Source organism: Pseudomonas sp. Z1-14 (assembly GCF_051132005.1).
GTDB lineage: Bacteria > Pseudomonadota > Gammaproteobacteria > Pseudomonadales > Pseudomonadaceae > Aquipseudomonas.
Map to the genome: position 1 here is coordinate 3,162,992 of NZ_CP071646.1, position 26,000 is coordinate 3,188,991.

Genomic DNA, 26,000 nt, shown 5'->3' on the forward strand with positions numbered 1-26,000 from the left:
AGCAAGCTCCCTCGCCACAGGGTTTAGCGAACAGCCCCTGCCTCAGAACGGCACTGCCACCGTCACTTGGCTGTACACGTTGGTGCCGTTACCGCTCACCTGATTGCCCCCTGTCGTCGCATCCCGATCCGGTTTGTAGAGGCCCACCAGCGGCGTGACGATCAAATGCTCGTTCACCGCCCACTCGGCGTACAGGTCCAGCTCCCGGGCATCCAGGTTCACGGCGTTGTCCTTACGCACCGTGTTGAAGTCGAAGTACAACGCACCGAGGGTCAGGTTCTCCAATGGCCTGGCGGTCAGGCCGAGATGGTGGATGCCGGTATTGCTGTTGAACGGGCCGGCATAGTTCCCCGCGACTTCGCCCTGGAACCAGGTGCCGTAACCGGTGCTCTGGCCGGTGAACAGCGAGTCCCATTTCTGCGAATAACGGGTGTAGCGGTAGGTCAGCTTCGGCGTCCAGGCGATATCGGCAAAGGTGTAGCCGGCCTCGGCGTACCAGGCGCTCTGCGGGCCGGCGTCCTTGTCTTGCCAGGCGTATTCGAAGGCCAGGCTGGCGTTCTCGATGCCGGCATCGCCCTCGCCGCGAACACTGTAGACGTCCATGCCCTTGCGCTGGCGCTGGAAATCACTGGCCCAGCGGTCGTTCACGTCCATGCCATGCACCCAGGTCAGCCCCAGCGTACCGGCCTGGGTGGTGTAGTCCAGCGTGCCGGCGGCCAGTTCGGTTTCGGCCTGGGCGCGGTTGTCGGACTTGAGCCACAGCACACTGCCGTGCAGCCCATCCTGCCCGCCCAGGCGCAACACGGCGGTTTGGTCAAACGCATGCCGGGCGGCCAGGTAATAGGCGCCACCGCGGTTCAAACGTCCGTCCGCCGGGCCTTTGCCCAGGTTGGGCCCGTCATCGTTGATCAGGAATCCGCGGCCCAGCTTGACCACCTGGCGGCCGCCGGAGATATCGATACCGTCCCGTCCCAGCACCGGGAACAGGTCGGCTGAACGCCAGCCCAGGTAAGCGTCTTCGATCTTCGTCGTACGCTCGCTGCCCAGCGTATTGCCGGCCGCGTCGCCATCGCCCCAGGTGGCCGAACTGACCAGATTGAACGCACCGTAGGCGGTGCCATGGCCGGCAAGACCCTGGTCGCCGCTTAATCCGTACTTGATGAAGCCCTCACGCCAAGTCGAACCGCCGGCCCTGCCGTCGTAATTCTTGCGGCTGTTGAAATGGCCGAACACCGCCAGCATGTCGGCGTTGAGGTGCGTGTCGTCATCGGCATACAGCTCATAGGCCTGGACCTGGCTCGCGGCGCAGAGCGCCAGCGTGCAGGCAAGACCGCTGCCGAAAAATTCCATACGCGCTAGGGACCGCATGGCTGAGCTCCTTGTGGTGCGCCTTTGCAGGCTGTTTTTTTATTTGGGGAGCCGGCGCAGCACGCTACGCCGGTGGGCCGGGTCAGCGGCAATTGGCGAGCGCGTCATCCAGCGCGTCGACCATCAAGCCGGCCTCATCGGAGGTGAGGGTCAGCGGCGGCGAAAGGACGATCTTGTTGCCGATCGGGCGCACCAGCACACCGGCGCGGCGCGCATGCTCGGCGATGCGCGAGGCCAGCCCGGTGGCCGGGTCCAGCGGTTCACGGGTGGCCTTGTCCGCCACCAGGTCGAGAGCGATCATCAAGCCCTTGCCGCGCGCTTCGCCGACCACCGCATGACGTTCAGCCAGCGGTTGCAGTTGCTCCAGCAACTGGGCGCCGACCTTGCCGGCGTTGCGCGGCAAATCTTCGGCCTCGACGATGTCCAGCACCGCCAAAGCCGCGGCGCAAGCGGTCGGGTGTCCACTGTAGGTGTAGCCATGCATGATCACGCTGCTGAAACCCGGCCCGTTCTCGATCGCCTCGACGATACGCCGATTGAACACGGTAGCGCCCATGGGCACGTAGCCGGCCGTGATGCCCTTGGCCAGGCACAGTACGTCTGGCGCGACGCCCCAGCCACGACTGCCGAGCATGCAGCCGGTGCGGCCGAAACCGGTCACCACTTCATCGGCGATCAGCAGGATGTCGTGGCGATCGCACACCTCGCGCAGGCTCTTCCAGTAGTTGGCAGGCGGGACGATCACGCCGCCGGCGCCCTGCACTGGCTCGGCGATCAGCGCGGCGATGGTCTGCGCACCGAGCAAGGCGATCTGGTCCTCCAACTGACGAATGCAGTGGGCGGTGAGCTCCTGCGGGTCGCGGCAGTCCCAGGGGTTGCGGTACAGCCAGGGCGTGTCGAGCAAATGGCAGCCGGCCAACAGCGGCCCATGGTTGTAGTGGTAGACGCCGTTGCCACCCACCGAGGTGCCGCCCATGTGCACGCCGTGGTAACCGTTGCGCAACGACAGGAAGCGCGTGCGTCCGGGTTCGCCGCTGGCGATCCAGTATTGGCGGGCCATTTTCAACGCGGTCTCGACTGCGTCGGAACCACCGGAACTGAACAGCACCCGCTCCATGTTTTCCTCGGCAAACATCGACGTCAGCCGCTCGGCCAGATCAAACACCCGAGGATGCGCGATGCCGTCGAAGGTCTGGTAATACGCCAGTTCATCCATCTGCGCGGCAATGGCCGCCTTCACCGAAGCACGGTTATGGCCGACGTTCACGTTCCACAAGCCGCCGACACCGTCGAGCATGCGATGGCCTTCGATGTCGGTGATGTAGTTGCCGTCGCCCCGGGCAATGACCAATGTCTTCGAGCGGTTCGCGGGGGCCGATGAACTCATCGGATGCCAGAATTTCTTTTGCGCTGTCTTGTAGTGCTCGTACATGGTTGCAGTCCTCACTGTGTTTCACGCTTGCGTACGTACAGCAGTTGCTGGCCGGTGAATTCCAGCAACCCCTCAAGGCCGAACTCGACGCCGAACCCGGACATCTTGCTGCCGCCAAACGGCGTATTCGGCTGGATCTGCGCGTGGCAGTTGACCCAGGCCACGCCGCTTTCGAGGCGACTGGCCAATGCTTGGGCTTGCTCGATATCGCTGCCCCAGACCGAGCCACCCAAGCCCATGTCGCCGGCATTGGCGCGGCGCAGGGCGTCCTCGACGTCCTGATAGGCGATCAATGGCAACACCGGGCCAAACTGTTCCTCGTCCACCAGGCGATGGCCGTCGGTGACGTCGGCGACCAGGGTTGGCGGGTAGAAGAAGCCCGGCCGGTCCAGTCGCGCTCCGCCACACAGCACCCGCGCGCCGTGGCCACGGGCGTCGGCTACCAGCGCCTCCACCAGCGCCAATTGTTCAGCGTTCTGCACCGGGCCGAAGGTCACCTCGGGCTCCAGGCCATCGCCCACTACCTGGCGCGCCGCAATGCCCGTCAACGCATCGGCAAAGGCCTCGTATTGGGATTGATGGACGTACAGACGCTTGAGGGCGGCGCAGGTCTGTCCCATGTTGAGGAAGGCCGCCTGGAAAATATCCTCGGCCACCGCCTCGATCGGCGTGCCGGGCAGCACGATCGCAGCATCGTTACCGCCCAGCTCCAGGGTCAGGCGCTTGAGGTTGGCGGCGGCGCCGCGCATCACACTCTGGCCGGTGGCGGTCGAGCCTGTGAAGACAACCTTCTGAATGCCGGCGTGGGCAGTGATCGCGCTGCCGAAACCTTGTTCACCGGTCACCACATTGATCACGCCATGAGGCACATGACCGGCGATGATTTCCACCAGGCGCAGGGTGCTCAAGGGTGTCAGGCTTGAAGGCTTGCTGATCACGCAGTTGCCGGCCCGCAACGCCGGCATGATGTGCCAGACGGCGATCATGAACGGCCAGTTCCACGGTGTGATCGAGGCCACCACGCCCAAGGGTTTGCGATGCAGCTCGATGCGCTGGGCCGGGGTCTCCTCCACCAGTTCGACGGGAATCTGCTGCTCGGCGGCATAGCGGGTCCAGGCCGCCGCGCCCATCACTTCGGAGAACGCCAGCGCCAGCGGCTTGCCCTGCTCCAGGACGATGAGCCGGGCCAATGCGTCGGCCTCCTGCTCGATATCATCGGCGATATCCAGCAAACGTCGGCGGCGGTCTTCGTGACTGCTGTGTCGCCATTCGATAAAGGCCGACTGGGCCGCTTCGACAGCAAGGTCCAACTGGGCCAGGGAACCGGCCGGGCAACGGGCGAACGCGGTACCGGTGGCCGGATTGAGCACATCGAAGTGGCCATTTTCACCGTTGACCGGGAGCCCATTGATGAGCATTTGATAATCGTGCATGGAACCTTCCTTTCACGCACTGCCGAACCGTGCGGAACGGCAGCGAACGGGTTTTCTGGGTGATTGGCGTTGCCGGGTTGGCGCCCTAGAGCTTGTGGCTACCCAGCGCGCTGTATCGCTCGGGCGCGACCTTGCGCAGTCGGGCGGCGAGGAACACGCCGACGATCAGCGCGACGGGAATGACGGCGCACAGGCCGTAGGACAAGAGCTGGCTGGCGCCGGTCAGCACATCGAAATGCAGCACGGCAAGGACTAGCACCGCGAGTAACGCCAGGCATGAAAAGCCGGGAAGGATCCGACCGCGCCACAGCCCGAGTTTCAGTTCCGGGTGTTTGCGGAAATAGACCAGCACCGCAGCCGAAGTGAGCGCCATGAGCAGGATGACGCAGAGGGTGGCCAGGTTGGAGAACCAGGCGAACAGTTGCAGGATGGGGTCGGCGTCCAGCGCGGCGAAAATCAGCACCACCACCGCGGCAATCAGGCTTTGCAGGACCGAGCCCATGTGTGGACTCTGGTGTACGCGATGGGTCGTCCCCAACCGGCTATGCAGCAGCCCGTCCCGGCCGATGGCGTAGAAGTAACGCGCCGCGGCATTGTGGAACGCCAGCAGCCCGGCGTAGATGCTGACCATGAACAGCACGCGGATGACCTGGGTCAGCTGCGGGCCGACAAAATGATCGGACAGGCCGTAGATGAACGTGGTCGGATCCTGCAGCGCCTGCAGGGTCGGGACGATCTTGTCGGCCCCGACGCCGATGACCATGGCCCAGACCGACAGCGCATAAAAACCACCGATCAACAGCACCGACGCGTAGGTGGCAATGGGAATCGTGCGCTGCGGGTTCCTCGCCTCCTCCCCGTAGATGGTCGTGGCCTCGAAGCCGATGAAGGCGGCAAAACAGAACAACAGGCCGATTGAAGGCGTGCCGCTGAATACGTGGCTGCGGTCAAACGAGTCGAGGTTGATGCCGCTGTCACCACCGGACTTGAGCATGGCGAAGTCCAGCGTCAGGATCGCCAGGTATTCGGCGATGACCACCACCGACAACACACGGGCCGACAGGTCGATCTTGCGATAGCCGAGAATCGCAACGCTCGCCATCGCCAGCAGCGAATAAGCCCACCACGGCAATTCGAGGCCGAACATGCTGGCCATCGTGCCGCTGACCACACCGCCGAACATCCCGTACAGGCCGACCTGGAGAATGTTGTAGGCAAACATCGCCAACACGCCTGCCGCCCCGCCCGCCAACCCACCAAGGCCACGGGAGGTAAAGGCGTAGAAGCCGCCCGCGTTGGTCATGTGCCGGGACATGGCGGTGTATCCCGCCGAAAAGGCCAGCAACACCAATAACGCCAGTAGCAGCAGCGCGGGCGTACCGGCGCCGTTGCCGAGCGTGATGCCGATGGGGAAGCCACCGGCAATCACGCTCAGGGGGCTCGCCGCCGAAATCACAAAGAAGATGATGAAACCGACACCCAGGGCGCCGCGCTTCAACTCCGTCGAGCTATTGATCGGGAAAGATACGCTCATTGTTCTTGACCTTATTGTATGAGGCAGTATTGCGGGATCGGGACGGCCAACGGCGCCGTTCGCCAAAAGCTTATTGTTCTGGTTGTACGCTGGAACCGATGCTATGCCCTCGCCAGAACCCTGCGCTATCCCAAAACGGCAGCATCCGAAGCGATGCCCCAAAGTGGCTCAGCCCCTGTGGCGAGGGAGCTTGCTCCCGCTGGACCGGTCCGGCGCTTCGGGCGCAGCAGGCCGAAAACTGGGGGCCGCTTTGCGACCCAGCGGGAGCAAGCTCCCTCGCCACAGGGATTCGGCGTGTTCATGAGTGATGCGTATTGGCTCAATGACGACGCGCAGACGCTGCCGATTCGGGATAACCGGGCGGCGTTTCCTGCCGCAAGATAGTCTGGCCCGCCGTTCAAACGCTGTTGGGCCCAAAACAATAAAAATCCCCAAGCGCAGGAAACCTCAGCATGTTCTTCGCTCGTCTCTCTATCCAATGGCGGATCACGCTGTTGAGCGGTCTGTGCCTGCTCGCCGTGGTCGGGGCATTGACCGCTGCCTCTCTGTATCAGAACCAGCAAGGCGCGACGCTGCTGAAGCAGCAAAGCAGCCAGCTGCTAGGGCAATCGGCCTTGGAAGGCCTGCGGGCACAGGCCCTGGCACACGGTCAGCGGGTGGAGCGTTTTTTCAGCGAAACAGCGATTTATGGCGAAGATTTTGCCCAACAAGTGCTTCAACTGCGCACCCAGGCATTGCACGGGCGACTGACCCCGGGGCAACTGCGCCAGGACCTGATCGCAGCAACCCGTCAGGCCCTTGCGAATCGCGAAAAAGTCCTCGGTTTCTACGTGGTGCTGCTTCCCGACGCGCTGGTCGGCCCAGACGCCGGTTTCGCCGGGCAGCGCGACCTGGCCGGCAATGAAAACGGCCGCTTTGCCCTGTACTGGTCACAAAGCCAACCCGGCCATCTGGTGCAAGAAGTGCTCAGCGAAGCCCAGATCAGCGCCAACACCGCGCCACCGGGCAGCGAGCCGGCAAACGCCTGGTACATCTGCCCGCAGACCCAGGGGCGCACATGCGTGACAGAACCCTACGCGATCGAAGTCGAAGGCCGGAAGACCCTGATGAGCAGCATTTCCATACCGCTGCTGGACGAGGGCAAAGTTATCGGTATCGTCGGCATGGACATCAGCCTGGATACCCTTCAGCAACTCGCCGCCAGCCTTGCCGATGACTTGTACCCCGGCCACAGCGAGATCAGTATTCTCTCCCCCTCCGGGCAGATTGCCGGCCACAGCGGCGCCGTGGCGGGCGCTTCGGTCGATGTGCAGCAAACGGTGCAAACCGTTCCGGCCAACAATCCCTGGCAATTGCAGATACGCGTGCCGGAAGCACTGGTGCAGGCGCCCGCCCTGCACATGCAGGCGCAACTGGACGACAAGCAGCGCCAGTCCAACGGGTTCAACCTCAGCCTCGGCTTGCTCTGCGCCGGGCTGGGCCTGTTGCTTGTCTGGCTCAGCGCATACGGCGTGACCCGACCACTGCTGAGGGTGGCGCATATGCTCGATGCGATTGTCGAAGGCGACGGTGACCTCACCCAGCGGCTGCCCAACTCCCGGCACGATGAGCTGGGCCGACTGGCCGACGGCTTCAATCGTTTTCTCGACAAACTGCAACCGATCATCCGGGATATCCAGCAAGCCTCCCTCGACACCCGGGAGACCGCCGACACCTCGGCGCGGGTTGCCCGCGAAGTCAGCGCGGGCATGCAGCAGCAATACCGGGAGGTGGAGCTGGCGGCGACGGCTTTGCACGAAATGAGCGCCAGCGCCCAGGAAGTTGCCCGCCATTCCCACCAGGCCGCCGATGCCGCAACGGTGGCCGAAAATGCCAGTCGATCGGGGCAGGAAATGTTCGCCAGTGCCGTCAACAGCATCGATGCCCTGGACCAGCGCCTGGAGGCAACGCTTGGGCAGGTCAGAGTACTGGCGGACAACAGCCAGCAGATCAGCCAGGTGCTCGACGTCATCTGTGCAATTGCCCAGCAAACCAACCTGCTGGCCTTGAATGCCGCTATCGAAGCGGCCCGCGCCGGCGAACAGGGGCGCGGCTTCGCGGTGGTGGCTGACGAAGTCCGGCATCTGGCGAGCAACACGCAGAACTCGGTCGAGCAGATACGCACGGTGATCGAAGCGTTGCAGCAACTGAGCCAGGAGGTGGTGCACAGCACCCAGTCGAGCCGCGAGCTGGCCAGGGGCAGCGTGGTCCAGGTCGAGCAGACCCACGGGGCACTGCAACGTATCACCCGGGCCGTGGAAGTGATCGAACAGATGAACCAGCAGATCGCCAGCGCAGCCCTGGAGCAAAGCTCGGTGGTGGAAGACATCAGCCATCGGGTGAGCGGCATTCGCGGCATCAGCGAAACCTTGAGCGGCCAGATGCACGAAGCCTCCGAGGCCAGCCACTCGCTGCATGCCATGGCCAACCATCAACAGCAGTTGGTGGAGCACTTTCGGATCTAGCGCGGTTACACAATTTCACAGAGCGCCTACAAAGCTTCACCCCTGACCTTGGCTCCGGTCCCTACCATGGGCGGTTCAATATTGGGGAAGCACCATGTCCAAGATTCCTTTCGTCACACTGGGCCTGTTGGTCGGGGCGTTGCTGAGCGGCTGTGACAGCGCCTCGACCCCGGAAGAATCGGCGCCGCTGGCAAGCGTGCGTATCGAGACCGTCCAGGCCGGGCCACTGTCGATCAGCAACGAACTGAGTGGCCGTATCGCCGCGCCACGGGTGGCCGAGGTCCGTGCACGGGTAGCCGGCGTGGTCTTGCAGCGAGTGTTTCGAGAAGGCCGCGACGTCAAGCAGGGCGACGTGTTGTTTCGCATCGACCCGGCGCCGTTCAAGGCCGACCTGGACAGCGCCGAGGCGGCGTTGCGCAAGGCCGAGGCCAATGCGTTCCAGGCCCGGTTGCAGGCGCAGCGTTATGCCCAGTTGATCGATGACCAAGCGATCAGCGGCCAGGAATATGACAATGCCCGGGCCGCCGTGCGCCAGACCGCAGCCGACGTCGCCGCCAACAAGGCGGCCGTTGAACGGGCGAAGCTGAACCTGGGCTACGCCACGGTGACCGCACCGATTTCCGGGCGCATCGGCCGGGCCCTGGTGACGGAAGGCGCGCTGGTGGGGCAGAACGAAAGCACGCCACTGGCGCTGATCCAGCAGTTGGACCCGATCCACGCCGACCTCACCCAATCGACCCGCGAACTCAACGAGCTGCGTCGGGCGTTCCGTGCGGGGCAGCTGCAAGCCGTCGGCCAGGGCCAGGCCAAGGCCACCTTGATCCAGGACGACGGCAGCCCTTATCCGCTGCCCGGCAAGTTGCTGTTCACCGACCTCAGCGTCGACCCGAGCACCGGCCAGATCACCCTGCGCAGCGAGTTTCCCAACCCCGACCTCGATCTGCTGCCCGGCAGCTTCATTCGCGTACGCCTGGAACAGGCGGTCAACCGCCAGGGAATCACCGTGCCGCAACGGGCGATCCTGCGCGACAGCGCCGGCGTCGCCCAGGTGCTGCTGCTGGACGCCGAGCAGAAGATCAGTCAGCAACCGGTGCAACTGGGGGCCGCGCAGAACGACCGCTGGATCGTCACGCAAGGTTTGAAACCGGGCGATCGCATCGTCGTCGAAGGCCTGCAGCACGCCCGCCCCGGTGAACAGGTCCGGGTCGACGACGCCCCTCTCCCCCTCGCCCGGGTTCCCGGGCCACAGGCAGGACACTAAGCCATGCCGCATTTTTTCATCGACCGCCCCGTCTTCGCCTGGGTCGTCGCGCTGTTCATCCTGCTGGCCGGGATCCTGGCCATTCCGCAACTGCCGGTGGCGCAGTACCCGGTCGTGGCTCCGCCGCAAATCGAGATCTACGCGGTGTACCCGGGCGCTTCGGCGCAGACGGTGGACGAGAGCGTGGTCAGCCTGATCGAGGAGGAGCTCAACGGCGCCGACAATCTGTTGTATTTCGAATCTAAGAGCAGTCTCGGCAGCGCGACGATTACCGCGACCTTTCAACCGGGGACGAACCCGGAACTGGCCCAGGTCGACGTGCAGAACCGCCTCAAGGCCGTGGAGTCGCGCCTGCCGCAGGCGGTTACCCAGCAGGGCTTGCAGGTGGATAAGGTTTCCGCCGGCTTCCTGCTGCTGATCACCCTCACCTCCAGCGACGGTAAGCTCGACGACGTGGCGCTCAGCGATTACCTGGCGCGCAACGTGATGAACGAGATCAAGCGCCTCGACGGTGTCGGCAAGGCCCAGCTGTACGGTGCCGAGCGAGCCATGCGGATCTGGATCGACCCGCAGAAGTTGCTGGGTTTCAACCTGACCCCGGCCGACGTCAACGCTGCCATCGGGGCGCAGAACGCCCAAGTCTCGGCCGGCAGCCTCGGCGACCTGCCGAGCCGCAGCACCCAGGAAATCACCGCGACCATCGTCGTCAAGGGCCAGCTCTCGACCCCGCAGGAATTTGCCGACATTGTGCTCAAGGCCAACCCCGACGGCTCCACGGTGCGCATCGCCGATGTCGCACGGGTGGAAATCGGCAGCCAGGAATATCAGTTCTCCACGCGCCTGAACGGCAAACCCTCCACCGCTGTGGCCGTGCAGCTGTCGCCGGGCGCCAACGCGCTGAACACCGCCACCCTGGTGCGCGCGAAGATGGATGAGCTGTCGCGCTACTTTCCGGCCGGCGTGGAGTACAAGATTCCCTACGACACGTCGCCGTTCGTCAAGGTCTCGATCACCAAGGTGGTCTATACCCTCGGCGAGGCGATGTTGCTGGTGTTCGCGGTGATGTTCCTGTTCCTGCAGAACATCCGCTACACGCTGATCCCCACCCTCGTCGTGCCGGTGGCGCTGATGGGCACCTTCGCGACCATGCTCGCGCTGGGGTTCTCGATCAACGTACTGACCATGTTCGGCATGGTGCTGGCCATCGGCATTCTGGTCGACGACGCCATCGTGGTGGTGGAAAACGTCGAGCGCATCATGGCCGAGGAAGGCCTGTCGCCCAAGGAAGCGACGCGCAAGGCCATGGGCCAGATCACCGGGGCGATCATCGGCATCACCCTGGTGCTGGTGGCGGTGTTCATTCCGATGGCGTTCATGCAGGGTTCGGTGGGCGTGATCTACCAGCAGTTCTCGCTGTCGATGGCGACGTCGATCCTGTTCTCGGCCTTTCTCGCGCTGACCTTGACCCCGGCGCTTTGCGCGACCTTGCTCAAGCCGATCACCCAAGCCGATCACCACGCCAAGCGCGGTTTTTTTGGCTGGTTCAACCGTGGCTTCGACCGGTTCGGCAACCGCTACCAGGGTTGGGTCGCCTACGCGATGAAACGCAGCGGCCGCTACCTGCTGGTCTATGGCGTGCTGCTGGTGGGCATGGGCCTGTTGTTCAGCCGCCTGCCCTCCTCGTTCCTGCCGGTGGAAGACCAGGGCTATACCATCACCGACATCCAACTGCCGCCGGGCGCCAGCAAGAATCGTACAGTGCAGGTGGTGGAACAGATCGAGGCACACAATGCCGGCGAGCCTGGGGTCGGCGACAGCACGGTCATCCTCGGCTTCAGCTTCTCCGGCAGCGGGCAGAATGCGGCCCTGGCATTTACCACGCTGAAAGACTGGTCGAAGCGCGGTGGCGACGATTCGGCGGCGTCCATCGCCGATCGCGCCAACCAGGCCTTCGCTGGAATCAAGGACGCCATGGTGTTTTCCGTGCTGCCACCGCCGGTGGACGGTCTCGGCACCTCCAGCGGTTTCGAGTTCCGCTTGCAGGACCGCGGCGGCCTCGGCCACGCCACGCTGATGCAGGCCCGCAGCGATCTGCTCGCTGCCGCGGATAAAAGCCCGGTGCTGATGAATGTGCGCGAAAGCGCCCTGGCGGAAGCGCCGCAGGTGCAACTGGAAGTGGATCGGAAACAGGCGAATGCCTTGGGCATCTCCTTTGCCGACGTCGGCAGCGTGTTGTCCACGGCGGTGGGCTCAGCCTACATCAATGACTTCCCGAACCAGGGCCGCATGCAGCGGGTGGTGGTCCAGGCCGAGGGTGACCAGCGCAGCCAGGTCGAGGACCTGCTGAAGATTCACGTACGCAACAGCAGCGGGAAGATGGTGCCGTTGTCGGCGTTTGTCCAGGCGCGCTGGACCCAGGGGCCGGCACAGTTGACTCGCTACAACGGCTATCCGGCGGTGAGTATTTCCGGAGAACCGGCGCCGGGCTACAGCACCGGGCAAGCCATGGCCGAGATCGAACGGCTGGTGGCCCAGGGGCCCAAGGGCATGGGCCAGGAATGGACCGGCCTGTCCTTGCAGGAGCGCTTGTCTGGCAGCCAGGCACCGATCCTGCTGGGCCTGTCGCTGCTGGTGGTGTTCCTGTGCCTGGCGGCGCTGTACGAGAGCTGGTCGATCCCGACCTCGGTGTTGCTGGTGGTACCGCTGGGCGTGCTCGGCGCCGTAATGGCTGTGTCGTTGCGTGGCATGCCCAACGATGTGTTCTTCAAGATCGGCCTGATTACCATCATCGGCCTGTCAGCGAAGAACGCCATCCTGATCATCGAATTCGCCAAGAGCCTCTACGACGACGGTCATGACCTGCTCGACGCCACGCTCCAGGCCGCGCGCCTGCGCCTGCGGCCAATCATCATGACCTCGCTGGCGTTCATCCTCGGCGTGGTCCCGTTGGCGATCGCCACCGGGGCCAGCTCGGCGAGCCAGCAGGCGATTGGTACCGGCGTGATCGGCGGGATGATCAGCGCCACGCTGGCGGTGGTGTTTGTCCCGGTGTTTTTCGTGGTGGTGATGAAGCGGGTCGCGCGCAGCAAAACGCGTTGAGGCTGGCTACGCTAATTGCCCTGTGGCACAGCCTGGCTCTCGACGCTGGCCAGGGCTTTGTCCGCCAGGCGTCGTACCCAACCGGCATCATCAACATTGACCACCGCATAACGGTCCGGCGGGAAAAACATCCAGTGATGGGCAATCTGCGCGAGTCGCTTGATCTCATCGGCAGACATCCAGTAAGACGTCTGCGTCATTGGCAAAGGCGCACCGTCGAAACGCTGGCCAAGCGCCAACTGGGTGCCGGGAGCGAAGGCAATCGCCAGTTGCTGCCGGGGTTGCATCTGCTTCTCCGGCGCGGGCATCTGCCCTACCCGTCGGTAGCAGAAATCACCGGGAAATTCCTCCTTGAGCACCAGCCAATGGCCGGCCGTGGTCATCGCCAGGATCCACTGCGACACGCCGGAGCTTTGCACCCGCACCAGCTTGTCGTTTTTCCATAACATCAGGCTGCTGCAATCGGGATCAAAGTCGTTGGCCCACAGACTGATGGCCGAGATCAGCGTATGACGCTCAAGCTCGACCAGCCCTTGATCGGGCATCGATTGCCAATAGTGCTTGGTCGGGTCGCGCGAATCGCGCAGGTAATTGGAGAGTATCCACCCCGCCACGAAAAGCAGCGTCGCCAGCGCCAGCCAGCCCAAGGAGTCGCCGACGATCCGATCAACGTCCAGGTCCGGGGCGAACAACTTCTGGACCAGGCCCAGGCCCGCCAGGAACACCACGCCCGGCAGCACTGGGCCCATGCTCAATGGCGGCAGCAGTACGACCAACCAACTGAAGTCATGCATGGACGCACGGTCCCGCGCCCAGGCCAGCTCCTGCGCAAGCATCGGTGCCTGCTCACGCGGACCGATGGCTGGATCAGGGGTCTGGAAGCGGAAGAACTGCGTGTGGGCGTCGTCGCGCATGGAGGGCGTCATTTCTCTTGAAACGGGTCGCGCATCTTGGGCGATTTTTGATTGCGCGAACAGTCTCTCCAGAGTTCCCATTCCTGTGTGGCTGGACCCGCGTCTTCGCGAGCAGGCTCGCTCCCACAGGGAGGCGGAGATTCTGTGGGAGCGAGCCTGCTCGCGAAGACGGCGGTAAAGCCAGTGATCAGTCCGCCTGCACCGTCACCTGACGCTGTTCACCCAAACCTTGAATGCCCAGGCGCATGGTCTGGCCCGGGCGCAGGAACACCGGGTTGGGCTTGATGCCCAGGCCGACACCCGGTGGCGTCCCGGTCGAGATCACGTCGCCGGGCTGCAGGCTCATGCACCGGCTCAGGTAGGCAATCAGTTGCGGCACGCTGAAGATCAGCGTCCGGGTATTGCCGTTCTGATAACGATGTCCGTCGACTTCCAGCCACAGATCCAGCGCGTGGGGATCGGCGATTTCGTCCTTCGTCACCAGCCAGGGTCCAAGCGGGCCGAAGGTGTCGAAGCCTTTGCCCTTGTCCCAGGTGCCGCCGCGTTCGAGTTGCCATTCGCGTTCCGACACATCGTTGATGACGCAATAACCGGCGACATGCTCCATGGCGTTCGCTTCGTCGATGTAGCGCCCGCCCTTGCCAATGACCACGCCGAGTTCGACTTCCCAATCGGTCTTGAGCGAGCCACGGGGAATCTGGACATCATCGTTCGGTCCGCAGATGGCGCTGGTCCATTTGTTGAAGATGATCGGTTCTTTCGGCACCTCCATGTTCGATTCGGCGGCATGGTCGGCGTAGTTCAGGCCGATGCAGATGAACTTGCCGACCTGCCCGACGCACGCGCCGATCCGCGGCTGGCCGCCCACGACCGGCAGGCTGCGCGGGTCGATGGCGGCGAGTCTTGCCAGGCTTTCAGGAGCCAGGGCTTGCCCGGCGATGTCTGGCACGTGGCCCGACAGGTCACGGATCTGCTTGTCATCATCCAGCAGCCCGGGCTTTTCCGAACCTTTTTCGCCGTAACGCAACAGTTTCATGAAGTGCTCCTGCTCAAGTGTAAATTCAGAGGCTCATGCCACCGTCAATGACGTGCACCGTCCCGGTGGTGTAGGCAGATGCGTCGCTGCCCAGGTACAGCGCCAGTTGCGCGACCTCCTCGGTGTTGCCGATGCGCCCCATGGGCTGGCGGTCGAGAAACTGCCGGTAGACCTGTTCCTCCTCGACCCCCTGCTGCGCCGCCTGGTCGGCAATGCGCTGGCGCAGCGAAGGCGAGTCGACGGTGCCCGGGCATATCGCATTGCAACGGATACCCTGGCTGACGAAGTCGATGGCGACGGACTTGGTCAGCCCCACTACCGCCGCCTTGCTGGCAGCATAGGCGAAACGATTGGGCACGCCCTTGATACTGGACGCTACCGACGACATGTTGATGATCGACCCGCCGCCACGCGCCAGCATACCCGGCAGAAACGCGCGGATCATGCGGTACATGGCGCTGACATTGAGGTCCATCGAGCGCGCCCAGGCGGCTTCGTCGCAATCGAGAATGGTGCCGCTGTGCACGTAGCCGGCGCAGTTGAAAAGAACGTCCAGCCCGCCAATCCGCTCGCGGGCAGCGTCGATGGCGCTGGCCGAGGTGACATCCAGGAGCATCGGCGTGACCCCCTCGATGCCCGCCAGCGCGCGAATATCGATGTCACTGGCGAACACCTCGGCGCCGGCCTGGGCGAAGGCCACGGCGCTGGCCAGGCCGATGCCCTGTCCCGCCGCCGTCACCAGCACCCGCTTGCCTCGCAGGTTCATGCGGTCTCCAGTTGCGCGGCGGTGGGCGCGGTCTTGGCTGTCCTGCCGAGCATCGAAGCGGGAATCGCCAGAATCAACCCGCCGCTGACCAACAGGCACAGCGCCAGAACGTACGTACCGTTGTTGATGTTACCCGTCAGGGTTTCCGCCACGGCCGTGATCATCGAACCGGTGAAGCCCGACAGGTTGCCGATCGCGTTGATCATGCCGATCCCGGCTGCGGCGGCAACGCCCGACAGCACAGTGCCCGGCAACGTCCAGAAAATCGGCATCAGGCTGAGGATCCCCGAGGCGGAGACGCTGAGGAACAGCACCGACAGCACCAGGTTATCGGCGAAAAACGCGCTGAGGATCAGCCCGGCGCCACCAATGAATGCCGGGATGGCTGCGTGCAGGCGCCGTTCGCCGGTGCGGTTGGAGTGCCGCGCATTGAGCAGCATCGCCACGATTGCCACCGAGTAGGGAATGGCGGTGAGCAAACCGATGTGCAGGCTATTGGTGATGCCGGTGCTCTTGATGATCGAGGGCATCCAGAAGGCCAGGCCGTAGAAACCGGTGTTGAAGGTCAGCAAGATCAGCACCAGCAACCAGACGCGAGGGTTGAAGAACACTTCGCTCAAGCGCGAAGCCTTGCCCTGGTTGTCGGTTTGCAGGTTGGCCTTGAGCATGGCCTTTTCCGCTGCCGACAGCCACTTGGCCTTGTCGATGTTATCGGCCAGGCAGACGATCACCACGAAGGCCATGATGATCGAAGGGATGCCCTCGATGATCAGCATCCACTGCCAGCCGGACATGCCTTGCACGCCTTGCATACTGTTCATCAGCCACCCGGACAGGATCCCGCCCAGTGTCAGGCTGACCGGCAACGCCAGCAGGAACCCGGACATCACCCGGCTCTGCCGGTGGGTCGGGAACCAGTAGTTGAGGTAGAGGATCACGCCGGGGAAAAAGCCCGCTTCACAGATGCCCAAGAAGAAGCGCAGCACATAAAACATCGTGCTCGATTCGACGTGGAAGAACGCTGCCAGCGGCACCGTGTAGGCCACGGCCATGGAGATCACCGCCCAACTGAGCATGATCCGGGCGATCCAGAACCGCGCGCCCAGACGATGCAGCAACAGGTTGCTGGGGACCTCGAAGAGGAAATAGCCCCAGAAAAACATACTGGCGCCCAAGGCGTACACAGTGTTGCTGAACTGCAACTCGGCGAGCATGTCGAGCTTGGCGAAGCCGATATTGACCCGATCAAGGTATGCCGCCATGTAGCACAACAGCAGCACTGGCAGGATCCGCCAGATCACCTTGCGGTAGGTCCGGTCTTCGAAATCCAATTCGCCGGCTTGCGCCTGGGCAGGCAACGGCTCGGAGATGGTTTGCATGAGGTAACCCCTGATTGTTGTTATTGGGTCACGTCGAATGAGCGGCTCATCCGGCGATTGAACGAGGACTCTACTGTCGTGGATCGATTCTTTCCCAATGGCATTTTTGGATTAGTTGATAACCAGTTGTTATCGGAATCCGAGGGGCTACTGCGTAGCCCAGCGGGAGCAAGCTCCCTCGCCACGGGGTTTGGTGCTGGCTGGACCCATGTCTTCGCGAGCAGGCTCGCGAAGGCGGCGACACTGTCAACCACTCTGGCGGGCGTTGTCCTTGAGGATCTCGGCAAACTCCAGCGCCGCGCCCACCAGCGGCTCGTCCTTTCGCGTGAGGATGCCGTAATCCTGCGGCACCAGGTGCAACGGGGTATCGAGGGTCTTGAGCTGGCCGCTTTCCAGCAGCGGATCAACCATCGCATTGGGCAGCATGCCGATCATCGGGCCGCGTTTCAGCACCTGGAGGAAGGTCTGCATGGAAATCGTATCGATGGTGTTGCGCGGCATCCGCACGCCAGCTTCGGCGAATGCCAGTTCCATGCGGGCGCGGATCGGCGTGCCGACCGGGTAGAGAATCCACGGCAGGTCCACCAGTTGCTGCAGCGATATCGGCCCGGCGTCTGCCAGCGGATGCCGGTCGTTGACGACGATGCAGAACGGTTCCGGAGCCAGGGGCTGGAAGTCGTAGCGCTGCTGCTGGCTCTGCTCGGTAAACCGCGCCACGGCCAGGTCGAGCTTCTTCTCCTCCAGCATCTTCATCAGGTGATTGCTGGTCTGCTCTACCACCTCGATGGACAACAACGGCCAGCGCTGCTTGATCTGCAGGATCGCCTCAGGCAGGGCCACCGCGGTCGCGGCAAAGATCCCGCCGACCTTGAGATAACCATGGCCGCCCTCCCGCAGGCTGCTGATCTGCTCGACGAACGAGCGCGCGTCATTCAAAGCGATCTGTGCGTAGCGCAGCACATGCTCACCCAGCGCGGTGGGCGGCATGCTGCGCGGGCGCCGCTCGAACAGGGCAAAGCCGAGCAGGCTCTCGATTTCCTTGAGCATCTTGCTCACCGCCGGCTGGCTGAGGTTCATCTGCTCGGCCGCCAGGTGCATGTTGCAGGTGCGGCCCAAGGTATCGATCAGCAGCAGATGGCGGAATTTGAGCCAGCCGCAGAAGCTGGAAAAGGACAGATCGGACATGGGCAACCCTCACAATGCAATAACCGTACGTTATCAGATACTGAATATATCTCATTGGAGTTCATCACCAACGCGCCCTAGCTTGAAAGCTTTACAAACCAGGAAGACTGCCCATGTCGCTGATGCTTACCCCCGAGAACACGCTGCCGGTCGATGGCCTGGCCGGCACCCTGATTGGTCGTGCCTGGGTCCCTGGGCGGATCGCCGGGCCTTCGCTAATCGTACTGCGCAGCGACGGAGTGTTCGACCTGTCGGAGCGTTTCGCGACCTTGAGCGATTTGCTGGAAACGCCCTCGCCGCTGACAGCGGTCAGGCAAACGCCGGGCACGTTCATCGCCAGCGTCGACGCGCTGCTGGCCAACACCGGCATGCATGCTGACCCCGCCAGGCCCTTCCTGTTGCCGCCTTTGGACTTGCAAGTGATCAAGGCCGCCGGCGTGACCTTCGCCGCGAGCATGATCGAGCGGGTGATCGAGGAGCAGGCTGGCGGTGACGCGGCCCGGGCCGAAGCCGTGCGCGCGACGGTGCACAGCGTCATTGGCGACAACCTGCGCTCGATCGTCCCGGGCTCCGAGCAAGCCATGCGCCTCAAGGCCTTCCTTATCGAACAGGGCATGTGGTCGCAGTACCTGGAGGTCGGCATCGGGCCGGACGCAGAAATCTTCACCAAGGCGCCGGTGCTGGCCGCCGTCGGCAGCGGCAGCCAGATCGGCATTCATCCGGCCTCGCAATGGAACAACCCGGAACCGGAAGTGGTGCTGGCGGTGAACAGCCGCGGCCAGATCCACGGCGCCACCCTGGGCAACGACGTCAACCTGCGGGACATCGAAGGCCGCAGCGCGTTGTTGCTGAGCAAGGCCAAGGACAATAATGCCTCGTGCGCCATCGGGCCGTTCATTCGGTTGTTCGATGAACACTTCAGCCTGGACGACGTGCGGGCCTGCGAGGTCGATCTCCAGGTACACGGCGAAGACGGTTACCGCCTGCACGGCTGCAGCTCCATGAGTCAGATCAGCCGCGACCCGCAGGACCTCGCAGGCCAGACACTCAACGCCAACCACCAATACCCGGATGGCTTCCTGCTGTTTCTCGGTACCCTGTTCGCCCCCACCGAGGATCGCGACCACGCCGGCAGCGGTTTCACCCACAAACTGGGCGACCGGGTCAGTATCAGCAGCCCGTTGCTCGGCAGTTTGCATAATCAGGTGACTCACAGCTGCGAGGCCGCGCCCTGGACCTTCGGCGTCGGCGCCTTGCTGCGTAATCTCGCCGCGCGGGGGCTGCTCGATCGCTGAGCCCGACAGATCGTCGATTCATCCAATTACAAGAGAGAAATGAATCATGAGTGACACGCCAAAACGCCGCCTGCGCAGCGAGCAGTGGTTCAACGACCCGGCTCATGCGGACATGACCGCTCTGTATGTCGAGCGCTACATGAACTACGGGATGACTCGCGAAGAGCTGCAATCGGGCCGGCCGATCATCGGCATCGCCCAGACCGGCAGCGACCTGACGCCCTGCAATCGTCATCACCTGGAGCTGGCGCAACGGGTCAAGGCCGGCATCCGCGATGCTGGCGGCATCCCGATGGAATTCCCGGTGCACCCGATCGCCGAACAGTCGCGCCGGCCCACTGCCGCCCTGGACCGCAACCTGGCCTACCTGGGCCTGGTGGAAATCCTCCATGGCTACCCGTTGGACGGCGTGGTGCTCACCACCGGCTGCGACAAGACCACCCCGGCGTGCCTGATGGCGGCGGCGACCACCGACCTGCCGGCCATCGTGCTCTCCGGCGGGCCGATGCTCGACGGCCATCACAAGGGCGAACTGATCGGCTCCGGCACCGTGCTCTGGCACGCACGCAACCTGATGGCCGCCGGCGAAATCGACTACGAAGGCTTCATGGAAATGACCACGGCGGCATCGCCCTCCGTGGGCCACTGCAACACCATGGGTACCGCGCTGTCGATGAACGCCCTGGCCGAAGCCCTGGGCATGTCGCTGCCCGGTTGCGCGAGCATTCCGGCGCCCTATCGCGAGCGCGGGCAGATGGCCTACGCCACCGGCAAGCGCATCTGCGAACTGGTGCGCCAGGACGTGCGCCCATCCCGGATCATGACTCGAGAGGCGTTCGAAAACGCCATCGCCGTCGCCTCGGCACTCGGCGCATCGAGCAACTGCCCGCCGCACCTGATTGCCATCGCCCGGCACATGGGCGTCGAGCTGAGCCTGGACGACTGGCAGCGGATTGGCGAAGACGTGCCGCTGCTAGTCAACTGCATGCCGGCCGGCAAGTACCTCGGCGAAGGCTTCCACCGCGCCGGTGGCGTGCCGGCAGTCATGCATGAACTGCAAAAGGCCGGACGCCTGCACGAAGACTGCGCCACGGTCAGCGGCAAATCGATTGGCGAAATCGTCAGCAGCAGCCTGACCAGCAACGCCGATGTCATCTACCCGTTTGATACCCCGCTCAAGCATCGCGCCGGATTCATCGTGCTCAGCGGCAATTTTTTCGACAGCGCGATCATGAAGATGTCGGTGGTCGGCGAGGCGTTTCGCAAGACCTACCTGTCCGAGCCCGGCGCCGAAAACAGCTTCGAAGCCCGGGCCATCGTGTTCGAAGGGCCGGAGGATTACCACGCGCGGATCGACGACCCGGCGCTGGACATCGACGAGCGCTGCATCCTGGTCATTCGCGGCGTTGGCACCGTGGGTTATCCGGGCAGCGCCGAGGTGGTGAACATGGCGCCGCCCGCAGCGTTGATCAAACGCGGCATCGACTCCCTGCCCTGCCTGGGCGACGGCCGCCAGAGCGGCACCTCGGCGAGCCCGTCGATCCTCAACATGTCCCCTGAAGCGGCGGTGGGCGGCGGCCTGGCGCTGCTGCAAACCAACGACCGGCTGCAAGTGGACCTGAACACCCGCACCGTCAACCTGCTGGTCGACGAGGCCGAAATGGAGCGGCGCCGCCGCGAATGGACACCCAACATCCCGCCCTCGCAAACGCCTTGGCAGGAACTCTATCGGCAACTGGTCGGGCAGCTGTCCACCGGCGGCTGCCTGGAGCCGGCCACGTTGCATTTGCGGGTAATCGCCCGCAGTGGCGAGCCGCGGCATTCGCACTGACTCAATTAGCCCGGTCGTGAGTGGCCGGGCGTTTGGGACCACTTAAAGAAGCCTCCTACATCACCCGTCTCTTTGTCTGACTTATTTCCCTAGCCTTCCTCGGCAAAGTCTCGCGCACCCCGATTTTTCGCGAGACGCCTGCGCATGTTCGACCGATTTTTCCTGCCGGCTTTTGAACAGGCCGCTTCCTGATGGATCAGGTGCGCCGCATCGAGGCGGAACTCGACAGCTTCAAAGACAGCCTTTCCCTCTACCGCGAACAACTCGACCGCTGGTACGCCCGTGCGGCGGACCGGGCCAGCCAGGCGGCCGACTTGCCTTCGCTGATGGGCATGGAACGGGTGCTTCTTTTTGGTGGCAGCGCCACGACGGTCAGCAGCCGCGACAGTGATTTCCACTCGACCGTGGCCCGGTGCCCCAAGGGTGGGGTCCTGACGATCGAGAGCAAGCTCGAATCGGTGTACGACATTCCGCTGGGCGACATCGTGGTGGATGTAGTGTCGGTGGACAGCGGCGAGGTCACCCCCGTCCAGCTGGATGCCCAGGGTGTCGGGACCTTCAAAGGCGAAGCGGGTCGCTACTACCGGGTTCACGTTCAAAGCGAAGTCACCCCCAGGCAGATCGAGGACCTGTTTTTTTCCTACAACGGCCTGACTGCTGATCTGACGGACTGGCTGCGTAGCGAATGGCAGGTTTTCAAGCCGCAATGGGTGCAGCAATCGTCGGCGACGTCGGCGGCCGCGGTGGGCAACGGCCTGCTCGCCGGCGGTTGGGCGGCCATCGAGGGCGTGTGGGACAGCATCAGCTTGCTCTCGGACATCCTCAAGGACCCGAGCCGGTTTGGCGATCACTTGGGCAGCAGTGCGGCGGACCTGGCCAAACTTGCCGAGTCGTCCCCGCGGGTGATGGCCAAGCTGCAGCTGCTCGCCAGCGACGAAGCGGCGCTGTGCCTGCTGGTGCGCACCGCGAGTCTCTGGCTGGACATGCTGCCGCCCAGCGAAGTGGCCGGCGGCGCGGCCAAAGCGTTGTCCATGGTAGTCGTGCAGCTGGTGATCGACCTGCTGATCGGCGTGGTCTTGACCTTCGCCGGGGCGGGCGCCGGGATTGCCTACCTGTCGATGCGCCTGGTCCGGCACAGCGCCCGGCTACTGGACGCCGTAACACGTTTCATCCGGGCGATCTTCGCGGTGGTGAACGGGTTCATGGCCTACGTGGACCGCTACAAAACCGTGGCGGCGCGAGGCATTGCCGCTGGCGTGAAAAAAGGCCGGATGCAATTGCGCTGGGACGCGCAGCGCAACACCACGCTGAAAAAAGACGAAGCCCACGACGACGCCTCGACCCCCTCGAAGAACCCCAACGGCGACCCCGCCGACAGCGCCGCCCAGACCCGCACCGACGGCTGCCCGGTGTCGATGGTCACCGGCGAGGAACTGCTGACCCTGGAGGACGGCACCCTCGACGGGCGCTTGCCGTTCATCTTCACCCGTCTCTATCGCACCAGCGCCGCCGAGCTGGACGTCGGCCTCGGCCGTGGCTGGAGCCATGCCCTGGCCCATCGCCTGGTGATCGAGGGCGAACAGGTGACCTGGATCGATCAGGAAAACCGCCGCACCAGCTTTCCTCGCCCCAGCCTGCAACGCCCGGCGATCCACAACAGCCTGGCCCGCGCGGCGATCTACCTGAGCAGCGAGCCGGACGAGCTGATCATCGCCCAGCCCGGCGAAGACGCCCCTTTCCTGCACTTTCGCGACGGTCATCTGACAGCGCTGAGCGATCGGTACGACAACCGCCTGACCGTCCAGCGCAACATCTATGGCGACATCAGCCGCCTGGACAACGGCGCCCGGCGCGGCCTGCGGTTGCGCTATGAGCATCGCCACCTGGTCGCCATCGACTATCAGAGTTTTGACCCGCAACAGCATCCGGACGAAGCCTGGCGCACCGAACAGACGCTGGTGACCTACCGCTACGACGGCCGTTTCCGACTGATCGAGGCGACCAATGCCGCTGGCGAAAGCGAGCGCTACGACTACGACGACCAGCACGTCATCCTCCAGCGGCAACTGGCCGGCGGCGCGAGTTTCTACTGGGAATGGCAAGGCCTCGGCCCGGCAGCGCGCTGTGTGCGGCACTGGGCGTCGTTCGCGCAGATGGACAGCCACTACAGCTGGGGCGATGACGGCAGCGTCACGGTCCGGCATCTGGACGGCAGCCAGGAAGTATACGTTCACGATGACCGCGCACGGCTGGTGCGCCAGGTCGATCCCGACGGCGGCGAACAGCTCAAGGCTTATGACGAGCAGGGTCGGCTGACCGCCGAGCAGGATCCGCTGGGCGCGGTCACCGAATACCGCTACGACGAAGCCGGACGGCTGGTGGCGCTGATTCCGCCTGAAGGCGAGCCGACGTCCTACGAATACCGCAACGGTTTCCTGCACGCCCGACAGCGCGGCAAAGCCGTGTGGACCTACCGGCGCAATGCCCAAGGCGATGTGATCGAGGCCTTCGACCCGGATCGTCACAGCACCCGGTACGCCTATGACGCCCAGGGGCAACTGCTCTCGATCCGCTATCCGGACGGCGGCACCCATCATTTTGTCCGCAATAGCCAGGGCCAGCTGACTGAAGAAACCCTGCCCGACGACAGCCAGCGGAGTTTTTCCTACGATACGTTGGGGCGTCTGCTGACCCGCAAGGACGAACATGGTGCGATCACCCATTACCAGTGGGACGCCGTCGGCCGCTTGCTGCAAACCACCCTGCCCACCGGCGCCACCCGCGCCTGGAGCTACAACGCCTACGGCAAGGTCACCGCCGAACGCGACGAACTGGGGCGCATCACCCGCTACGAATACGCCGACGACCTGCACCTGATCAGCCGGCGGCTCAATCCCGATGGCAGCGAACTGAAGTATCGCTACGACTCGGCGCGGCTGCTGCTCACCGAAATCGAGAACGAGGCCGGCGAAAAATATCAGCTGGCCTACACGCCCAACGGATTGATCCGACAGGAAACCGGCTTCGACGGCCAGCGCACCAGCTACGCCTACGACCTCAACGGCCACCTGCTGGAAAAGACCGAGTTCGGTGCCGATGGCAGCCAGCGGCTCACCGCTTATCAGCGCGACAGCGCCGGTCGCCTGTTGCGCAAGACCTTGCCCGACGGCAAACCGGTCGAGTACCGCTACGACGCCCTCGGCCGGCTGGTCAGCGTCGACGACGGCCACTGGCCGCTGGCCTACGAATACGACAACCAGGACCGCCTCGTCGCCGAACACCAGGGCTGGGCCACCCAGCACTATCGCTACGACGAGGCCGGCCGGCTGACCTACTGCCGCCTGCCCGACCGCAGCACCCTCAATTACCGCCACCTCTATGGCGGCGCGCTGCTGGCCATCGACCTCAACGGCCAGTGCCTGACCGAACACCGCTTCACCGGCACCCGCGAACGCCAGCGCCAGCAAGGCCTGCTGCTCAGCGACTACAACTACGACGAACAGGGCCGCCTCAAGGCCCAGACCGTGTGGCAGACCCAGCAGAAACAACTGTTCTGGCGCGACTATTCCTACAGCGCCAACGGCAACCTCGCCACGCTGTCCGACACCCGAAACCGACGCGCCTACCACTACGACCCGCAAGATCGCCTGCTGCGCATCGACTACGCCCACAGCCAGCCCCCGGAGCACTTTTCTCACGATCCGGCCGGCAACCTGCTGCTGCACGACCGCCCCGGCCCGACCACCCTCAAGGGCAACCGCCTGCTGATGGAGGGCGATCGCCACTACGACTACGACGCCTACGGCAACCTGGTCCGCGAGCGCCGCGGCAAAGCCCAGTGCCTGATCACCGAATACCGCTACGACAGCCAGCACCGCCTGATTGGCCTCACCACCCCGGACGGCAACGAAACGTCCTACCGCTACGACGCCTTTGGCCGACGCATCGAAAAGACCGTGGACGGCCAGACCACCGAATTCATCTGGCAAGGCGACCAGCTCATCGCCGAAAGCAGCGACCAGCATTATCAAAGCTACGTCTACGAGCCCGGCACCTTCCGTCCCCTCGCCCTGCTCAAAGGCCAAGGCCCAAAAAACGCCACGCCGTTCTACTACCACAACGACCACCTCGGCACGCCCCAGGAACTGACCAGCCACCAGGGCGAAATCGTCTGGGCGGCGCGCTACACCGGCTACGGCAAACTCACCAAACTGGCCCACGGCGCCGGCAAACAACTGACCCAGCCGTTGCGTTTCCAAGGCCAGTACCACGACCTGGAAAGCGGCCTGCATTACAACCGGCATCGCTACTACAATCCGGACACGGGCCGGTACCTCACGCCTGATCCGAGCAAGCTGGCGGGTGGGCTCAATGGGTACCGGTACACCCTGAACCCGACGGGGTGGGTGGATCCGTTGGGGTTGGAAGGCTGTCCGGGAGATGGGTGTAAGACGCCGGCGGTTGGGGTGCAGGATCCGGCGGCTAAGGTTGCGGTGGATGAGGGTGAGCCGGCGCTGCCCAAGCCGACCACCGAAGAGTTGGCTGAAAAAGAAGTGAGGCGTCTAGATAGGGAACAAAGCATGCATATGGTTGGTAAACATAGCCTTGCTGTTTCCGATCAAAAGTGGAAACAACGAGCAGTTGATGGCACGGATCCTCTTAGCGGAAAAACACCTAAAAATAAGATAGGGAATCCAAGCTCAAGGTTTTCCAGTTGGGAAATGCAACTAAAAGCTTATAACCTAGCAGTCAACCGGGAAAAATATGGGCTTTCACGGTTTACAGGGCGAGATCAAAACAACAATAACATCATTAGAATGGAGCTTCCTGGGGCTGGCGAAGGATATATCCCAAACAAAAAGGACCCATCAAACCCAAAGCTTGTTGCCATGGACCGATTTGAGATGAAAGTAGATCCCGATACAGGCGTACCGTTTACTTTATTTCCAATAAAATAGGTGAG

The 26,000-nt window shown here is 63.6% G+C and carries 14 protein-coding genes and 2 pseudogenes; 7 read left to right on the forward strand and 9 right to left on the reverse strand.

The window, feature by feature from the left end; translation table 11 throughout:
• Positions 1-42: 42 nt before the first annotated feature.
• From J3P89_RS14180 to J3P89_RS14195, 4 genes are all read right to left on the reverse strand, one after another.
• Positions 43-1,368, reverse strand: a complete 1,326-nt coding sequence (locus J3P89_RS14180) for a hypothetical protein (protein WP_434694548.1) — start codon at positions 1,366-1,368, stop codon at positions 43-45.
• Between the two features lie 82 nt (positions 1,369-1,450).
• Positions 1,451-2,800: an aminotransferase class III-fold pyridoxal phosphate-dependent enzyme gene (locus J3P89_RS14185; protein WP_434694549.1), complete on the reverse strand. Its 1,350-nt coding sequence runs from the start codon at positions 2,798-2,800 to the stop codon at positions 1,451-1,453.
• 11 nt (positions 2,801-2,811) lie between these two features.
• Positions 2,812-4,233 carry an aldehyde dehydrogenase family protein gene (locus J3P89_RS14190; RefSeq protein ID WP_434694550.1) on the reverse strand — a complete coding sequence of 474 codons (1,422 nt, stop codon included), beginning with the start codon at positions 4,231-4,233 and terminating at the stop codon, positions 2,812-2,814.
• An 85-nt stretch (positions 4,234-4,318) separates the two neighbouring features.
• Positions 4,319-5,767, reverse strand: a complete 1,449-nt coding sequence (locus tag J3P89_RS14195; protein WP_434694551.1) for an APC family permease — start codon at positions 5,765-5,767, stop codon at positions 4,319-4,321.
• Between the two features lie 452 nt (positions 5,768-6,219).
• Here J3P89_RS14195 and J3P89_RS14200 point away from each other — a divergent pair.
• The 4 genes and pseudogenes from J3P89_RS14200 to J3P89_RS14215 form a co-directional block, all read left to right on the forward strand.
• A pseudogene (locus J3P89_RS14200) lies at positions 6,220-7,413 on the forward strand (PDC sensor domain-containing protein); the annotation flags it as partial.
• 261 nt (positions 7,414-7,674) lie between these two features.
• Positions 7,675-8,271, forward strand: a pseudogene (locus J3P89_RS14205) (methyl-accepting chemotaxis protein); the annotation flags it as partial.
• Positions 8,272-8,365: 94 nt separating this feature from the next.
• Complete coding sequence (locus J3P89_RS14210) at positions 8,366-9,532, forward strand: efflux RND transporter periplasmic adaptor subunit (RefSeq protein WP_434694552.1); 1,167 nt, start codon at positions 8,366-8,368, stop codon at positions 9,530-9,532.
• A 3-nt stretch (positions 9,533-9,535) separates the two neighbouring features.
• Positions 9,536-12,631 carry a multidrug efflux RND transporter permease subunit gene (locus J3P89_RS14215; RefSeq protein ID WP_434694553.1) on the forward strand — a complete coding sequence of 1,032 codons (3,096 nt, stop codon included), beginning with the start codon at positions 9,536-9,538 and terminating at the stop codon, positions 12,629-12,631.
• Between the two features lie 11 nt (positions 12,632-12,642).
• Here the strand turns inward: J3P89_RS14215 and J3P89_RS14220 are convergent, their stop codons facing one another.
• The 5 genes from J3P89_RS14220 to J3P89_RS14240 form a co-directional block, all read right to left on the reverse strand.
• Complete coding sequence (locus J3P89_RS14220) at positions 12,643-13,545, reverse strand: hypothetical protein (RefSeq protein WP_434694555.1); 903 nt, start codon at positions 13,543-13,545, stop codon at positions 12,643-12,645.
• A 187-nt stretch (positions 13,546-13,732) separates the two neighbouring features.
• A complete protein-coding gene (locus J3P89_RS14225) occupies positions 13,733-14,581 on the reverse strand; it encodes an ureidoglycolate lyase (protein WP_434652058.1) in 849 nt (282 codons plus the stop codon).
• A 25-nt stretch (positions 14,582-14,606) separates the two neighbouring features.
• Positions 14,607-15,347, reverse strand: a complete 741-nt coding sequence (locus tag J3P89_RS14230) for an SDR family oxidoreductase (RefSeq protein ID WP_434694556.1) — start codon at positions 15,345-15,347, stop codon at positions 14,607-14,609.
• The gene (locus tag J3P89_RS14235) at positions 15,344-16,726 is read right to left on the reverse strand and encodes an MFS transporter (protein WP_434694557.1); all 1,383 of its coding nucleotides are present in this window, start codon (positions 16,724-16,726) and stop codon (positions 15,344-15,346) included. Before J3P89_RS14235 ends, J3P89_RS14230 begins: the two co-directional genes overlap by 4 nt.
• A 246-nt stretch (positions 16,727-16,972) precedes the next feature.
• The gene (locus J3P89_RS14240; protein WP_305495087.1) at positions 16,973-17,911 is read right to left on the reverse strand and encodes a LysR family transcriptional regulator; all 939 of its coding nucleotides are present in this window, start codon (positions 17,909-17,911) and stop codon (positions 16,973-16,975) included.
• 113 nt (positions 17,912-18,024) lie between these two features.
• Between J3P89_RS14240 and J3P89_RS14245 the strand changes: the two genes are divergently transcribed.
• The 3 genes from J3P89_RS14245 to J3P89_RS14255 all read left to right on the forward strand — a co-directional run bounded on the left by J3P89_RS14245 (position 18,025) and on the right by J3P89_RS14255 (position 25,995).
• Positions 18,025-19,206 (forward strand): fumarylacetoacetate hydrolase family protein, encoded by a 1,182-nt coding sequence (locus J3P89_RS14245; protein ID WP_434694558.1) that lies wholly within the window; start codon positions 18,025-18,027, stop codon positions 19,204-19,206.
• A gap of 46 nt (positions 19,207-19,252) precedes the next feature.
• Entirely contained in the window at positions 19,253-21,037 is a 1,785-nt protein-coding gene (locus tag J3P89_RS14250) for an IlvD/Edd family dehydratase (protein WP_434694559.1), read from the forward strand.
• A gap of 191 nt (positions 21,038-21,228) precedes the next feature.
• Positions 21,229-25,995 carry an RHS repeat-associated core domain-containing protein gene (locus J3P89_RS14255; protein ID WP_434694561.1) on the forward strand — a complete coding sequence of 1,589 codons (4,767 nt, stop codon included), beginning with the start codon at positions 21,229-21,231 and terminating at the stop codon, positions 25,993-25,995.
• Positions 25,996-26,000: the final 5 nt, after the last annotated feature.